This window comes from Paraburkholderia bonniea (assembly GCF_009455625.1).
Lineage (GTDB): Bacteria > Pseudomonadota > Gammaproteobacteria > Burkholderiales > Burkholderiaceae > Paraburkholderia > Paraburkholderia bonniea.
Genome location: NZ_QPEQ01000001.1, coordinates 180,858 through 194,276, shown reverse-complemented (window position 1 = coordinate 194,276; position 13,419 = coordinate 180,858). Strand labels below are relative to the sequence as shown.

11 protein-coding genes are annotated in these 13,419 nt (G+C 61.1%); 8 read left to right on the top strand and 3 right to left on the bottom strand.

Annotation, left to right across the window (positions count from 1 at the left end; all coding sequences use genetic code 11):
* Nucleotides 1-10: 10 nt before the first annotated feature.
* Nucleotides 11-1,051 carry a biotin synthase BioB gene (gene bioB / locus GH656_RS00855; protein ID WP_153074158.1) on the top strand — a complete coding sequence of 347 codons (1,041 nt, stop codon included), beginning with the start codon at nucleotides 11-13 and terminating at the stop codon, nucleotides 1,049-1,051.
* 11 nt (nucleotides 1,052-1,062) lie between these two features.
* On the opposite strand, the gene GH656_RS00850 is transcribed toward bioB, so the two are convergent.
* Entirely contained in the window at nucleotides 1,063-2,076 is a 1,014-nt protein-coding gene (locus tag GH656_RS00850; RefSeq protein WP_153074157.1) for a sulfate ABC transporter substrate-binding protein, read from the bottom strand.
* 111 nt (nucleotides 2,077-2,187) lie between these two features.
* Nucleotides 2,188-2,820, bottom strand: coding sequence for an RBBP9/YdeN family alpha/beta hydrolase (locus GH656_RS00845; protein ID WP_153074156.1), 633 nt, complete (start codon nucleotides 2,818-2,820; stop codon nucleotides 2,188-2,190).
* 158 nt (nucleotides 2,821-2,978) lie between these two features.
* On the opposite strand from GH656_RS00845, the gene GH656_RS00840 reads away from it, so the two are divergent.
* From GH656_RS00840 to GH656_RS00820, 5 genes are all read left to right on the top strand, one after another.
* Entirely contained in the window at nucleotides 2,979-3,185 is a 207-nt protein-coding gene (locus GH656_RS00840; RefSeq protein WP_153074155.1) for a hypothetical protein, read from the top strand.
* Entirely contained in the window at nucleotides 3,182-4,123 is a 942-nt protein-coding gene (locus GH656_RS00835) for a 2-hydroxyacid dehydrogenase (protein ID WP_153074154.1), read from the top strand. Before GH656_RS00840 ends, GH656_RS00835 begins: the two co-directional genes overlap by 4 nt.
* Nucleotides 4,124-4,219: 96 nt before the next feature.
* Nucleotides 4,220-5,146 carry a hydroxymethylglutaryl-CoA lyase gene (locus tag GH656_RS00830; RefSeq protein ID WP_153074153.1) on the top strand — a complete coding sequence of 309 codons (927 nt, stop codon included), beginning with the start codon at nucleotides 4,220-4,222 and terminating at the stop codon, nucleotides 5,144-5,146.
* Between the two features lie 76 nt (nucleotides 5,147-5,222).
* Complete coding sequence (locus GH656_RS00825) at nucleotides 5,223-5,753, top strand: YbaK/EbsC family protein (protein WP_153074152.1); 531 nt, start codon at nucleotides 5,223-5,225, stop codon at nucleotides 5,751-5,753.
* 38 nt (nucleotides 5,754-5,791) lie between these two features.
* Nucleotides 5,792-6,193: a hypothetical protein gene (locus GH656_RS00820; RefSeq protein ID WP_153074151.1), complete on the top strand. Its 402-nt coding sequence runs from the start codon at nucleotides 5,792-5,794 to the stop codon at nucleotides 6,191-6,193.
* Here GH656_RS00820 and GH656_RS00815 read toward each other — a convergent pair.
* Complete coding sequence (locus tag GH656_RS00815) at nucleotides 6,175-10,533, bottom strand: transporter substrate-binding domain-containing protein (RefSeq protein ID WP_174769665.1); 4,359 nt, start codon at nucleotides 10,531-10,533, stop codon at nucleotides 6,175-6,177. The two genes, GH656_RS00820 and GH656_RS00815, sit on opposite strands and share 19 nt — an antisense overlap.
* 236 nt (nucleotides 10,534-10,769) lie before the next feature.
* On the opposite strand from GH656_RS00815, the gene GH656_RS00810 reads away from it, so the two are divergent.
* Together GH656_RS00810 and GH656_RS00805 are read left to right on the top strand one after the other, a co-directional pair.
* Nucleotides 10,770-11,408, top strand: coding sequence for a DUF2239 family protein (locus GH656_RS00810; RefSeq protein ID WP_153074149.1), 639 nt, complete (start codon nucleotides 10,770-10,772; stop codon nucleotides 11,406-11,408).
* 677 nt (nucleotides 11,409-12,085) lie between these two features.
* Complete coding sequence (locus GH656_RS00805; RefSeq protein WP_153074148.1) at nucleotides 12,086-13,393, top strand: solute carrier family 23 protein; 1,308 nt, start codon at nucleotides 12,086-12,088, stop codon at nucleotides 13,391-13,393.
* The last annotated feature ends 26 nt before the right edge of the window (nucleotides 13,394-13,419 follow it).

The following is a 13,419-nucleotide window of genomic DNA, read 5'->3' as shown; positions in this document are numbered from 1 at the left end:
TCCCGACATCATGACTTCGTCTTTGCCTTCGTCTTCGTCTACTCCGCTGGCCACGGTGGCCGCAACCCATGCCGATGTGGCGAGCGCCACGGCTCCGGCGCGCTGGCGCGTTGCCGACGTTGTCGCGCTCTACGAACTGCCGTTCAACGATTTACTGTTTCGCGCGCAGCAAGTCCATCGCGCCAATTTCGCGGCGAACACGGTGCAGCTTTCGACTTTGCTGTCGATCAAAACTGGAGGGTGCGAAGAAGATTGTTCGTACTGCCCGCAATCGGTACATCACGACACCGGGCTGAAAGCGGACAAGCTGATGCCCGTCGCAGAAGTGCTGGCTGCTGCGCGCGTCGCGCAACAGCAGGGTGCGACGCGGTTTTGCATGGGCGCGGCCTGGCGCAATCCGAAAGACCGCCATCTTGAGCCGATCAAGGAAATGATCCGTGGCGTCAAGGCGCTGGGGCTGGAAACCTGCGTGACGCTCGGCATGCTGGAGCGCCATCAGGCGGAAGGCTTGCGCGAGGCAGGGCTCGATTACTACAACCACAATCTCGACACCGCGCCCGAGTTCTACGGCCAGATCATCACTACCCGCACCTACCAGGACCGGCTAGATACGCTGGAGCGCGTGCGCGATGCCGGCATCAACGTGTGCTGTGGCGGCATCGTCGGGTTGGGAGAATCGCGCCGGGAACGGGCGGGCTTGATCGCTCAACTGGCGAACATGGAGCCTTATCCAGAATCCGTGCCGATCAATAACCTGGTGCAGGTGGAGGGCACGCCGCTGGCGGGCACGGAAGCGCTTGATCCCTTCGAATTCGTGCGCACGATCGCGGTGGCGCGGATCACGATGCCGCGCGCGATGGTACGTTTGTCAGCGGGCCGCGAGCAGATGGATGAAGCGTTGCAAGCGCTGTGCCTGCTGGCGGGGGCGAATTCGTTTTTCTATGGTGACCAGTTGCTGACCACCAGCAACCCGCAAGCCGTGACGGATCGCCGCTTGCTGGAGCGGCTGGGGATGACGGCTGAGCACGTGCAGGCGAGGCCTGCCGCGTAGCTCACGTCGTTTTACTTACGGTCGACCACGATCTGGTCGAAGGTGCCGCCATCAGAGAAATGGGTTTGCTGCGCTTTTTGCCAGCTGCCGAACATTTGTTCGACGGTGAAGGTTTTCAGTGGCTTGAATTCGCTGGCGTGCCGGGCCAGCACCGTGGCATCGCGCGGCCGCAAATGATGGCGCGCGATGATTTCCTGGGCTGGGGCGCTGTACAGATAGTCGAGATAAGCCTGAGCGGCCTTGCGCGTGCCACGCTTGTCGGCCACCTTGTCGACGATGGCCACGGGCGGCTCAGCGAGCAGGCTGATGGATGGATACACCGCATCAAAGCCCTTGGCCGCTGCGCCGTTATCAATTAACGCGACTTCGTTTTCGAACGTCACCAGCACATCGCCAATCTCACGTTGCGTGAACGTGGTGGTCGCGGCTCGGCCACCGGTATCCAGCACTGGCACGTTACGCAGGATCGACTTCACGAAATCGAGCGCCTGGGCGTCGCTGCCGCCTTGCTGTTTGCGATAGCCCCAGGCGGCCAGATACGCATAACGGCCATTGCCGGATGTTTTTGGATTGGCGATCACGACTTGCACACCCGGCTTGGCCAGATCGTTCCAGTCGGTGATGTGCTTTGGATTGCCCGCACGGACGAGGAACACCATCGTCGTGGTGTAAGGCGCGCTGTTGTTTGGCAAGCGTGTGCGCCAGTTGGCGGGAAGCAGATGACCGCGTTCGGCTAGCAGGTCGATATCGTTGGGCTGGTTCATCGTCACCACATCGGCTTGCAGGCCTTGCAGCACCGAGAGCGCCTGGGCGCTGGACGCGCCATGCGACTGACGCAGCGTGATCCGCTCACCGGTTTTTTGCTGGTACGCCGCGATGAAGCTGGCGTTGATGTCTTTATAGAGTTCGCGCGTCACGTCATACGACACGTTTAGCAGCGAGGTTTCAGCGGCGGCAGCGGGAAGGCTCGTGGCAAGCGTGAGTGCGGCAAGGCCTGCGGCCAGCCAGCGTGAGTTGCGTGTCATGGTGTCGTCCGTGTGGTTTTGATGGTTCTGATTGAAATAGGGAGCTGGCTTGAAAGGGGCTGGTTTCTAACGCTGGCAATGCCAAAGCCGGGCGCAGGGGATTCTAGCGAACTAGCCGCTGGCCTTCAGGTTCAGTTCAGCGGCCGGGTGGCTCAGATGCTCCGGTGTGCTGGGCGGCGGGCGGAAGCGTTGTTGCGCGGCGCAATGCACCAGTGTGTCGATGTAGTGCCGGGCCCGAGGCCAGGGCCCGAAACCTGCTGCGGTATTGATATGCCCCGCGTCTCCGAGATTGATGAACGTGCTGCCAAGATGCTGCGCCAGCTCGCGCGAACCTTCGAGCGGCATCCACGGATCGGTTTCGCTGCCGATCAGGATCGACGGCACGCCCAGACGACGCGGCTCAAACGCCGCAGCAGAAGCGAATTTTTTCGGGCTGGCCGGGGCCACCAGCAGCACGCCGATGATGCTGGTGGCTACGGGCAGATGCAGTAGCGCATGCGCGCTGGCGAGGCAGCCAAAACTGTGTGCCGCCAGCACAAAGGGCCCGCGCTCACGGCTCAGGCGCTGGTGCAGCGCGAGCGACCAGCGGGCGAGATCAGGCGCATGCCAGTCGTCCTGCTCGACTCGCAGCGAGCGGGCGAACTGCCGCTCCAGCCACGATTGCCAGTGCGCCTCTTCGCTGCCGTAAAGGCCAGCCATGGTGACGAGCCGTGGCGGCCAGTTCGGTTGGCTGCATGAAACCATGGGTCCTCCTTGCTGCCGCAATCTGGAGCCGCATTGTGGCTTGCGCGGCCAGCGAGCAAAACAAACTTTTTCTGCTTTGCTTATCCCGGGGCCAGGGGGTGCGCATCTGATCCCGCGAAAACGTAGAATGAGCGCCACCCATGAATGCCGGAGACGCCATGGCTTTCTTGTCCGCTGCTGCACCCTCTGCACGTGCCGCGTTGCCTTCTGTTCTGTCTGCCCGGTTTGCCCCGTTGCTTCCTGCCCAGGTGGCGTTATGCGCGGTGTCCGCCTGTGTCTATGCCTCTGCCTCTGCGTCGGATGGCCTGACGCTGCGCCACTTAGTGAATGCCAGAGCGCAGGCTTTTTCGGCGGAGGGCGCATGAACCTCCTCTTCTATATGCGCGACGCCAGCGCCGCTGAATGGCTGCACGATCTGGCGCGCGCGCTGCCGCAAGCCAGCCTGCGTGAATGGCAGCCCGGTGATGACGCCCCGGCTGATTTCGTCTTGGTCTGGCGGCCGCCGCGCGAACTGTTTGCGCCACGTGACGGCCTGCGTGCGGTGTTTAACCTGGGCGCGGGGGTCGATGCGATTCTCGCGCTGGAATACGCTCACCCCGGCACGCTGCCGCCAGACGTGCCGCTGGTTCGTCTGGAAGACAGCGGCATGGCGCAGCAGATGATCGAATACGTGACGTATGCGGTGCTGCGCTATTTGCGGCGCTTCGATGATTACGCGCAACTACAGGCCCAGTGCCGCTGGCAGGAACTGCCGCCGTATCCCCGCGAGCACTTCACGGTTGGCGTGCTAGGGCTGGGTGTGCTGGGTGCTCAGGTGGCTCAGGCGCTCGCGGCACTTGGGCTGCCGGTGCGCGGCTTCAGCCGTCACGCACGGCCGCTTGAGGGCGTGACCACGTATGCGGGCGCGGAGCAGTTCGACGCGTTTTTGCAGGATCTCCAGGTGCTGGTGAATCTCCTGCCGCATACACCCGCGACCCGTGGCGTACTCAATGCACACACGTTTGCGCAGCTCGCCCCCGGCGCACGCCTGGTGAACGTCGCGCGTGGCGCACATCTGGTTGATGCCGATTTGCTCGCGGCACTCGAAACCGGCCAGTTGTCAGCGGCGACGCTTGATGTGTTCAATCAGGAGCCTTTGGCCGACGATCATCCGTTCTGGCGCAACTCGCGCATCACGCTCACCCCGCATTGCTCGGCGCAAACCTTGCGGAGCGAAGCGATCGAACAGATCACGCAGAAGATCAACGCGCTGATGCGGGGCGAGGCGATTAGCGGCGTGGTTGATCCTGCGTCGGGTTATTGACGAGCGCAAACCGCAAAGCGCAAAGCGCAAAGCGCAAAGCGCAAACCGAGTCAGACCACCTTTACAGGCCGCCCGGATGCGGCAGGAGTTCACAGCATGACGTTGCCTGAAGCAGTCAAGATCGTTGAAGTTGGCCCGCGCGATGGGTTGCAGAATGAAAAGGAATTTGTACCCACCGCGATCAAGATCGAGTTGATTAACCGCCTTGGCGCGGCCGGGTTGCGCAATATCGAAGCGGCTTCGTTCGTGTCGCCGAAATGGGTGCCGCAGATGGCGGATGGGGCGGAGGTGATGGCCGGGATCGAGCGCGTGGCAGGCACGCTGTATTCGGTGTTGACGCCCAATTTGCGTGGCTTTGAAGGCGCACAGGCAGCAAGCGCGGATGAGATCGTGATTTTTGGTTCTGCCAGTGAAGCGTTTTCGCAGAAGAACATTAATTGCAGCATCGCCGAAAGCATTGAGCGTTTTGTGCCTGTGGCCCAGGCGGCGCAGGCGCGCGGCTTGCGCGTGCGCGGCAGCGTGTCGTGTGCATTGGGGTGCCCGTATCAGGGAGACGTGCCGGTTGCATCGGTGGTCGGCGTAGTGGAGCGGTTTGCCGCGCTCGGTTGCGATGAGATCGACATTGCCGACACCATCGGCGTGGCCACGGCGGAACAGACCCGGGCGCTGTTTCGCGCGGTCACACAAGTTTTTCCGCGTGAGCGTCTGTCAGGCCACTTTCACGATACCTATGGCCAGGCGCTGGCGAATATCTACGCGGCTTTGCTGGAAGGCATCGAAATTTTTCATGCGTCGGTGGCGGGGCTTGGCGGCTGCCCCTATGCCAAGGGTGCAACCGGCAACGTCGCTACCGAAGACGTGCTGTACCTGATGCATGGGCTTGGCATCAGGACCGGTGTGGATCTTTCTCAGGTCGTGGCGGCGGGCGAGTTTATTTCGTCGGCTATTGGCCGGCCCAATGCGTCACGCGCGGGCAAGGCGTTGCTAGCCCGGACGCAGAGCGCTGCGGCGTCGTGCGCTTAAACCGTCTGTCCGGCGGTTGCCCGGTTTTGGCCGTGCCGAACGCGGCCCCTTCTCTTCAAGCGGAATTCTTTACACCATGAACTCATCCTTCTCGGCTCCCGTTGGCCTTCCCGAGCTTTCCAGCGCGTTGCCCGACGCCGCACAGCGAGTCGTGCGGCTGCTGCGTGAACGTGGCCATAGCGGTCATGTCGTGATGCTGGCCGAAACCGGCAAAACTTCCGCCGAAGCCGCTGCTGGTCTGGGTTGTGAAGTCGCGCAGATTGCCAAGTCGATTCTGTTTCGCCGGCTGGACGACGATGCACCGGTGCTGGTGGTGGCAAGCGGTGCGAACCGCGTGGATGAGCGCAAGGTGGCTGCGCAAGTGGGCGCGATTGGACGGGCCGATGCGAAGTTTGTCCGCGAAAAAACCGGGTATGCGATTGGCGGCGTCTGCCCGATTGGGCACGCGGTTGAACCACTGACGCTGATTGATGCAGACCTGCTGGCGCTCGACAGCTTGTGGGCGGCGGCGGGTCATCCGCATGCGGTGTTCAACCTGTCGCCGGACGAGCTGCTGATGCTGACCGGCGCGGCTGCTAGTGATGTCGCGTTGCGCGAGCTTGCCTGAGTGCTTCAGGCGTGAGGGGGGATTCAGGCGGCTTTGTAATGGGGATGCCTGATGAGAATGGCGGTATTCCTGGCAGCACCCTTGGCGGTATTTCTGGCGGTGCCTTTAGCAGCACCCTTGGCGGTATTTCTAGCGGTACCTCTAGCTGCACCGTTGGCGGCATTCCTGGCGGTGCCTCCTTTAGCAGCACCCTTGGCGGTATTTCTAGCGGTACCTCTAGCTGCACCGTTGGCGGCATTCCTGGCGGTGCCTCCTTTAGCAGCACCCTTGGCGGTATTTCTAGCGGTACCTCTAGCCGCACCGTTGGCGGCATTCCTGGCGGCACCTCCTCTAGCCGCACTCTCGGCAGCCTCTCCCAGCAGCAGCCCCCCGCGCATAGCGGGCACATCGCCCGCCCACGCAAAGCATCGCTAGCACCGCATCACCCGGCCAGTTCCTGATCCAGTTGCGCGAGCAGCGCGACGCACAGTTCGCAGAGTGCGTGATTCGCCCGTTTCTGCGCCGTTGCATCACCCGACTGCAACGCGGTGCGCGACGCAGTAATAGCGTCCACCAGGATATCCAGCTGCATAGATGCGGCCGCCCCTTCATTGCGGTGCAGCCATTCGCGCAGCTCGGTGGGATCAGGCTCAGTGCAGTTCGCCAGAATCTCGCGCAGCGCGGCGTAATCGTCCCGTAGCGTGTCGCGCAGCAGTTTCAGCATCGGCATGGCGCTGGCCTTTTCTCCACCGAACATCTCGTAGATCCGCTCCAGATGGGGCTGGACCTGTGGCGTAGCAGTGCTCTCACTAGACGTGCCAGAGGTGTCCGGCGCGGCGTTGATGGTTGTTGCACTGGTTGCGGCAACACTTTCCGTTGCTTCTGTCTGGGCCTGCACGACTGGCGTCAGAAAGCGTGTCAGACACGCCTCCAGCGAAGAGATGCTGACAGGTTTAATCAGGCATTCATCCATTCCCGCCCGCAACGCGAGTTGAATATCGTCGGCACCGGTGCTGGCGGTGATCCCGACCGTAATCAAGCGCCCGCCCCGCACTTTCTCCCGGCGGCGAATTTCGGCCACCAGCTCATAGCCATCCATCCGTGGCATATGGCAGTCGGTCAGCAACATCGCATAGTGGGTGCGCTCCAGCAGCGCCAGGGCTTCGATGCCATCTTCCGCAACGTCAAAGTCGTAGCCGAGGTTCTCCATCTGATGGCCGATCAGCGCACGGTTAATCGGATGATCTTCGGCAATCAAAATGCGTCCGGCGCGTTTTGCCAGCGCGGGGTCTGCTACGAAGTTCAGCACGGAGGTCGCGCTGGAATGCCTCGTACGGTCGCCCTGGAACACATGCAGGCAGGCTGTTTTCAGCGCTTGCCATGACAGCGGGTTCGCACTGATGGTCACGCGTGGCTGGGTTTCGTCGAAACCAAAGATCACGGTTTCAACCGAGCGTTCCAGATAGATCGTGGGGGTGGTGCTGGAGACCAGGTCGCTATCGGTGATGATGAGTTCGGCCTGGTCGGACTGATCGGTCGTCATGTTCAGCGCCTGCACGTAGTCATGCACGATGCTCGACAGGGCCTGGTCTGCGATCTGGATATGCACGCGCCGCTCGTTCAGTAATGGAATGTCGTACTTTCCTGCGATCACCGGCAAGGTCAGCAAAATATTCACCCGGGTGCCGAAGCCGACTTCGCTATGAATCGAGATGGTGCCGTCCATCAGGCGTGTGAGCTGCTTGCAGATGGTCAGGCCCAGCCCGGTGCCGTCGTATTTGCGGTTGGTGGCGCTGTCGGCCTGCACGAACGGATCAAAGATATGTTCGAGGTCACTGGCCGTCATGCCGATGCCGGTATCTTCGATGCGCAACACGATATGCGGGCTATTTACCTGGTCATCGGCCGTGAGCAGGCGCAGGTTGACGGAGCCCCGATTCGTGAATTTGATGGCGTTGCCCACCAGGTTGAAGATGATCTGGCGCAGTCGCACCCCGTCACCGATGCAGGTGGCCGCCACCTTCGCATCAATCGACACGTTGAGCGCGAGCGATTTCGCATACGCCTTGACGGACAACAGCCCGACCGCTTGATCGACCACCTGGCGCAAGTCAATCGCGGTGGGGTTGATGGTCATTTTTCCGGCTTCGATCTTCGAGTAATCGAGGATGTCATCGAGAATCGCCAGCAAGGTGCTGGCGGAGTCTTGCATCATGTCTGCCAGCGCGATCTGCTTTTTATCTTCCAGCGTTGGCCGCAAGACTTCGATCAAGCCGAGCACCCCGCTCATGGGCGTGCGAATTTCATGGCTCATCGTCGCCATGAATTTGTCCTTGGCGAGCGATGCGTTATGCGCGGTGTCACGCGCTTGCATCAGCGCTTCCTCGCGTTCCCGGTCGCGCGTGGTGTCGATCCAGTAGCCGTTCCAGAGCACGCTGCCATCGGGCTCACGGCGCGGCATCGCACTGCCTTGAATCCATAGCGAGCGCGTGCCGTTATTCACGCGGAACGCCACATCGGCGCGATCGAGCGCCAGCGCTGAACGCTCTACTTCCTGCAGCAGCGCAGCCTGGTCATTGACATCGACCACGCTGATGGCGGCATCGGCATCGGCCATGATGTCTTCGGCCGAAACACCGAACAACTCGATCACGTTCAGGCTGACAAACGGAAACGACAGCGTGCCGTCCGCTGCCCGGCAAGCCTGGAACACGATGGCGGGCAGGCGCGCGGTGATCTCGCGCAAACGCCGCTCGGACAGGATGACTTTTTCTTGCGATTCACGGATCTCGGTGACATCGACATGCGTGCCAACGACGCCAATTGCCGGGCCACCGGGCGCGCCCCGGACCGGGACGAACCAGTAGCGGCCAACGCGTTTTTTGTCGCCATCGAAATATTCGAGTTCAGCTTCGTGCCGCAAACCGGTAATCAGCGCGCGCAGGCCATGTTCATGAATCGCTTTGCGATACGGAACATCAAGAATGTTCAGCTCAGGTGTGGTTTTGCCCAGCACATCGGCGCGCGTCACATTGAAGGTGCGCTCGTAAGAGCGGTTGACCTCAAGAAAGCGTGCATCCGCGTCTTTGTAAATCACTGGATAAGGCACGGCATCCATCAAGGTTTCCAGCACCTTCAGTTGTTTGCTGGATTCTTTCTCGGCGCGTATGCGGGCTGCGATTTCGCGCCGGTTAATGAAGTGCGCCCGCAGCAGCACCGCGATCACAATCAGGATGGCCAGCGCCAGCGGCCCCAGGCGGATAAAAATATCCGACCACGCCACACCAAAATCAAAGCGCGTATCCAGCCACTTGTTGCGGATACGGCGCACCTCGGTTTCAGGCATCGCGCGTAGGGCGCGGTTAATCAGGGGGACTAGTTCTTCGAAACGGGGCGCGACACCAAACGTGAGTGGCTGCACCCGATTTAACGGTGTGCCGATTTTGAGCTTGCCGATATAGCGTTGCTGGATCAGCGAATCGAGTACCACCAGGTTGCCAGCAAAGGCATCAGCCTTGCCGTCGGCGACCATTTTCAGGCCTTCTTCTTCGCTGTTGACCGTAACGATATGGGCTCGGGGCAACACGATCTCGGCGGGCATGTCGCCAATCCGGCCATCTTTGACGGCCAGGCGGCGGTGCTGGAGATCGGCTAGCGAAGCATGCGTGGGTTCGGACTGGCGCTGCACGATGGCAAGTGGATAAGCATCGAGCGGCCGTGACAGCAGCATTGGGCCGTAGCGGTCATCGCCCGGCGTCACGCCCGCGACGATATCTATGGAGCCTTGCGCCACGGCAATGCCGATGTTGCGCCAGTCGTTAATGGGTTCGCGCTCGAATTTCAGCCCTAGCGTGCGCGAGAGGTAATCGACGTAATCGCTCAACACGCCGCTCATGCGGCCGTTGCTGTCCAGATAGGACAACGGCACCCAGTCAGCGGAAAAGCCCAGCCGCAGCACCGGCAGCGAATACAGGTATTCCTGCTCCTTGGGGCTTAGATCGAGAAGGGTGTCGGGCAGAGGAATGCTGCTGCGCCGGTAATAGTTATTGAGCCAGCGAGCATTGATGGAGCGCTGTTCATCAGGCGAAAGGTGGCTGAGCCGCTGGTCTAGCGCGCGGATCAGCTCCGCATTTTTTTTGGGGGCAGCGAAATGCAGTTCGACACCGCTGCCGGGCAAATCTCGTAGAACCGTAATGTCAGGCGTTTGCGCCCGCGCTAGCTGGTAATCGATGACGCTGCCCGTGCCCAGATACACATCAATCTTGCCGGACTGAAGAAAGTCGACCGCCTCGCCAAAGCGCAGCTTGATGATCTTGGCGTGGGGGTAGCGTTGCTCGAAAATTTTTTCGTAATTCGAACCTTCGTAAATCCCGATCCGCGCGTTATCCAGATTGCTCGCGTTCTTGAATTTTTCGTTTGAAATTTTGCCGACCAGAACCGCCTGATCTTTCAGATAAGGCACTGAAAAATCGAGGCAGCGCGCGCGCGCATCGGTGCGCGCGACGGTGGTGATCAGATCAACCTCGCCACTGCAGGCGGCTTGCACCAGCGCCGTCAGACTGTCGTACTGCTTCACGCGGATATGCACTTCGTCATGCTTGAGCAGCGCGCGCAGCAAATCGGGGCTGAGCCCTTCCAGCGTGCCTTTTTTGCTTAAGGTTTCGAGCGGTGCGCGGCCTTGGGTGCTTGTGCCGATGACCAGTTCCGCATGCTCGCTGAACCAGTCGAGTGCAGGCGCGGCCTTGGCCGCTTCATGCGCCGCGAGGGCAGGCACGGCAACGAAGAGCCAGAGCAGTCCCACGAGCGATCTGCACGGGTGCAGGCGTGCCCAAACAGATTTAACTGACATAGATAGTGCTCAAGTCGATAGGCGAAGGTGACAAAACCGGCGTTCTCCTGTGCGCGAAATCATGCTTGCGAGTGCAGCAAGAGAGTAGGACGACCGTGCAAAGCCGTGAATTATATCCGGGCGTAATATTGCCCGTTTATTTTTACCCGGGTAAAATACGGCTTTATTCTTACATCGAACTTTTTGCTATGTCTGATTCCTTGATCTCTTGCCTCGCATTTTCCGACGGACGTTGCATTGCCTCCGGCACCGTGCAGGAGGTGGCACTGGCGCTGAAAGCCGCTGCCCAGCGTACTTCAGGCGTGTTGCCGAACGCGCTGATATTTAACGCCGTGACTAGCCAGCCGCTTGAACTGGATTTGCGCGGCACGCTTGACGAGGTGCGGGCGCGGTTTTCTGCTGCACCCGACGGGCATGGGCATGAGTGGGCGGAGCCGCAACCGGCGGCTGACGACCTCGCCGATGACAGCCTGCCCCGTAGCCGTGGGCGGCCGAAGCTTGGCGTGGTGGCGCGGGAGGTGACGCTGCTGCCGCGCCATTGGAGCTGGCTGGGCAGCCAGCCGGGCGGGGCTTCAGTGGCATTGCGGCGGCTGGTGGAGAATGCCCGGCGGGCGAACCAGGCGGCTGACGGGCAACGCCTGGCGCAGGAATCGGCGTATCGCTTCATGACCGCCATGGCGGGCGATTTGCCCGGTTATGAGGAAGCGGTTCGTATGCTGTTTGCGCAGGACCGGGCGGGTTTTGAAGCGGCCAGCGTTGCGTGGCCAGCCGATGTGCGCGAGCACGCACGGAAATTAACTGCCGCGACGCTTGCTGAAATTGGCTGAAAGCTGTGATGAATGGGGTCTGTGGACGGTGGTGCGGCGGGGTGGCGTGGGTAGCCTGGCAACAAAAGTAGAAGCAAAAAAAACGCCGCTCATACCGGGGAGTATGAGCGGCAAGTTGGAGGGGAACCAACTTGTCGGCGCCCTGCAGGGGGGGAGGCAGGGGCACATGACTTGCGTAGTGTAGGAAATCGCACTAATTCGTTACATCAGACAACTCCCAAAGGTGGGGCCGGTGTCGAATTTCTGACAGACCCCATCGGTGTGCCCGGTCATCGGCTTTTGCGGTGTTTTTGCTGATGCAGGAGGGCACGGGGTGGCGCATCGGATGGCGTTGCCAGCATCGTCGGATTGGGCTTATCGGTCTGAGGCTTTCTCATAAAACCAGGGCAAGTAACCAAGGACAAGGAACCAAGGGCAAGGAACCGGGGCAATGAACTAGGCCAAGGTGCCTGGCTCGCACCGCGCGGTGAATCATTACGGGGTGCAGGCTCTTCTGCTCGCCCCAGTCCCCACACAAGCCAAGCTGCCCCCACACGCTTGTCAGCATAGGGAGCTCTTCCGTACACTCGCGCGTGCCTCGCTCACCCTCTCCGAGGCCACACGGAAAGGCGGCGCGCTGCCGCTTCTTTTCTTCTTTTATCCAGGCTCATTTACCTGCACCGAGGACTTCCTGCGCCATGGCTCAATCTTTCTTTCCTCGCTGGCGTGTGCCGCCTCATGCCACCCAGGGTCGTGTCATCGGTCCAGACGAACGGCTGCCGTGGCCTCAGATGGTGGCGATGGGGGTCCAGCACGTCGTGGCGATGTTTGGCTCAACCGTGCTGGCACCGTTGCTAATGGGCTTTGATCCCAACCTCTGCATCTTTATGTCCGGCATTGGCACGTTGTTGTTCTTCGTGCTGGTGGGTGGGCGTGTGCCTAGTTACCTGGGCTCCAGCTTTGCGTTTATCGGCCTCGTGATTGCGGTTACGGGCTACAGCGGCCATGGACCGAACCCAAATCTCGCGGTGGCGTTAGGCGGAATCATTGCGTGCGGCGTGGTGTATGCGCTGATCGGCCTGGTGGTGTCGGCGCTCGGCACGCGCTGGATCGAAACGCTGATGCCACCCGTGGTGACTGGCTCGATCGTCGCGGTAATCGGGCTGAATCTCGCGCCGATGGCGGTGAAAGGCGTGAGCGCGAGTGCCTTTGATTCGTGGATGGCGCTGGTGACGGTGCTGTGCGTGAGTGCCGTGGCGGTATTCGCGCGGGGTATGTGGCAGCGGTTGCTGATCTTGCTGGGCTTGCTGGCCGCGTATGCGCTTTATGCCATCGTGACGAACGGCATGGGGCTAGGCCGCCCGATTGATTTTTCCGCTGTCAGCCAGGCCGCGTGGCTTGGCATGCCGCGTTTTACCGCACCGGTATTCGAACTGCACGCGATGACTTTGCTGGTGCCCGTGGCAATCATTCTGGTGGCGGAAAACCTTGGCCATATCAAGGCGGTGAGCGCGATGACGGGGCGCAACCTCGATGGCTATGTCGGCCGTGCGTTTATTGGCGATGGGCTGGCCACGGTGGTGTCAGGCTTCGCGGGCGGCACGGGGGTGACGACCTACGCGGAAAACATCGGCGTGATGGCCGTGACCCGGATTTATTCGACGCTGGTGTTTGTCTTTGCCGCTTTGATCGCGTTGGTGCTGGGGTTTTCACCCAAATTTGGCGCGGTGATCCAGACCATTCCGTCGCCGGTGCTGGGTGGCGTGTCGATCGTGGTGTTTGGCCTGATTGCCGTGACCGGCGCGCGCATCTGGGTGGTCAACAAAGTGGACTTTTCTGACAACCGGAACCTGATCGTGGCGGCGGTGACGCTGGTGCTTGGCGCGGGTGATTTTTCGCTGAAGATCGGCGGCCTGGCGCTGGGTGGAATCGGGACGGCAACTTTCGGCGCGATTATTTTGTATGCGTTGCTGCGGCGGCAGCCCGCCCGCACGACCGTGGTTTGAGCGGTAGCCGTTGCGCTGGCAGATGG